The sequence below is a fragment of the Azonexus sp. genome, from assembly GCF_036170495.1.
Classification (GTDB): domain Bacteria; phylum Pseudomonadota; class Gammaproteobacteria; order Burkholderiales; family Rhodocyclaceae; genus Azonexus.
In genome coordinates, this window is record NZ_JAVHPH010000447.1 from 1 (window position 1) to 1,666 (window position 1,666).

3 protein-coding genes are annotated in these 1,666 nt (G+C 58.3%); all 3 read left to right on the plus strand.

Going from position 1 to position 1,666, the window contains the following annotated elements:
• Positions 1 to 767, plus strand: a 767-nt coding sequence (tsf, locus tag ADADOO_RS16115) for a translation elongation factor Ts (RefSeq protein ID WP_511278527.1), incomplete at its 5' end; no start/stop codon positions are given.
• Between the two features lie 15 nt (positions 768 to 782).
• On the plus strand, positions 783 to 1,499 hold the full coding sequence (gene pyrH / locus ADADOO_RS16120) for a UMP kinase (protein ID WP_511278528.1): 717 nt from the start codon (positions 783 to 785) through the stop codon (positions 1,497 to 1,499).
• Positions 1,500 to 1,512: 13 nt separating this feature from the next.
• Positions 1,513 to 1,666: ribosome recycling factor (locus ADADOO_RS16125; protein WP_511278529.1), on the plus strand; the 154-nt coding region annotated here is incomplete at its 3' end.

Sequence of the window (1,666 nt, forward strand, 5' to 3'; positions counted from 1 at the left end):
TCGGCAACAAGGCCTCCAAGGCCGCGACCCGCGTCGCCGCTGAAGGTATCGTCGCCGTTAGCATTTCGGCCGACGGCAAGCTGGGTGCAATCATCGAAGTCAATAGCGAAACTGACTTCGTTGCCAAGAACGACGAATTTATCGCGCTGGCCAATGGCTCGGCCAAGCTGGTTGCTGAAAAGAACCCGGCTGACGTCGCGGCGTTGTCCGCGCTGCCGATGGGCGAGGGTACTGTTGAATCGACCCGTTCCGCTCTGGTCGGCAAGATCGGCGAGAACATGTCGATTCGCCGCTTCGCCCGCTTTGAAGCCAAGGGCAAGCTGGTTTCCTACATCCACGGTGGCGCCAAAGTTGGTGTCGTGATCGACGTGGTCGACGGCGACGAACAACTGGGTAAGGATCTGGCGATGCATATCGCTGCTTCCAAGCCGAAGGCACTGGATGCCTCGGGTGTTTCCCAGGAGCTCCTGGATACCGAGCGTCGTATCGCCATCGAGAAGGCTCGCGCCGACAACAAGCCGGAAGCCATGCTCGAGAAGATTGCCGACGGTACCGTCCAGAAGTATCTGAAGGACGTTACCTTGCTCGCCCAGGTCTTCGTCAAGGCTGCTGACGGCAAGCAAACCATCGAACAACTGCTGAAAGCCAAGGGCGCTTCTGTCGCTGGCTTCGCGCTGTTCCTGGTCGGTGAAGGCATCGAGAAGAAGGTTGACGACTTCGCTGCCGAAGTCGCTGCCCAGGCTGCTGCCGCTGCTGCCAAGAAGTAATTGAAAGGAACGCCGATGTCTGCACCCAAGTACAAGCGAATTCTCCTGAAACTCTCCGGCGAGGCCCTGATGGGCAATGACGCCTACGGCATCAACCCGCAGACCATCGCGGGTATCTGCGGAGAGATCAAGGCGGTCGCTGAGATGGGTGTGGAAATCGGCGTTGTGATCGGCGGCGGCAACATCTTCCGCGGCATGGCCGGTACGGCCACCGGGATGGATCGCGCCACAGCGGATTACATGGGCATGCTGGCCACGGTGATGAACGCCATGGCGCTGTCCGACGCGTTTCGCCAGAGCGGCCTGAATGCCCGCGTGCAATCGGCGCTGAATATCGAGCAGGTTGTCGAGCCGTACATTCGCGGCAAAGCCATCCGCTACCTCGAAGAAGGCAAGATCGTCATCTTTGGTGCCGGTACCGGCAATCCCTTCTTTACCACCGATACCGCTGCAGCATTGCGCGGCTCGGAAATCGGTGCCGAAATCGTCCTCAAGGCGACCAAGGTCGATGGTATCTACTCGGCCGATCCCAAGAAAGATCCGCTGGCGACCCGTTACGACAAGATCAGCTTCAACGAAGCAATCTCCAAAAATTTGGCGGTCATGGATGCGACCGCCTTCGCGCTGTGTCGCGATCAAAAATTGCCGATCAACGTATTTTCCATCTTCAAGACCGGCGCACTGAAACGCGTGGTCTGTGGCGAAGACGAAGGCACGCTGGTCTATTGCTGAGGGAGACTAAAAAATGATTCCTGAACTCAAGAAAACTGCTGAAGCCAAGATGCAGAAGTCGCTGGAGGCGCTGCGGCTCGATCTCCAGAAAGTGCGTACCGGGCGAGCTCACGTCGGTCTGCTCGATCACGTTCAGGTCGATTACTACGGCTCGATGGTGCCGGTCA

Excerpts from the sequence above, each read along its gene's own strand:
- pyrH (WP_511278528.1), top strand. The coding sequence starts at position 783 with ATGTCTGCACCCAAGTACAAGCGAATTCTCCTGAAACTCTCCGGCGAG.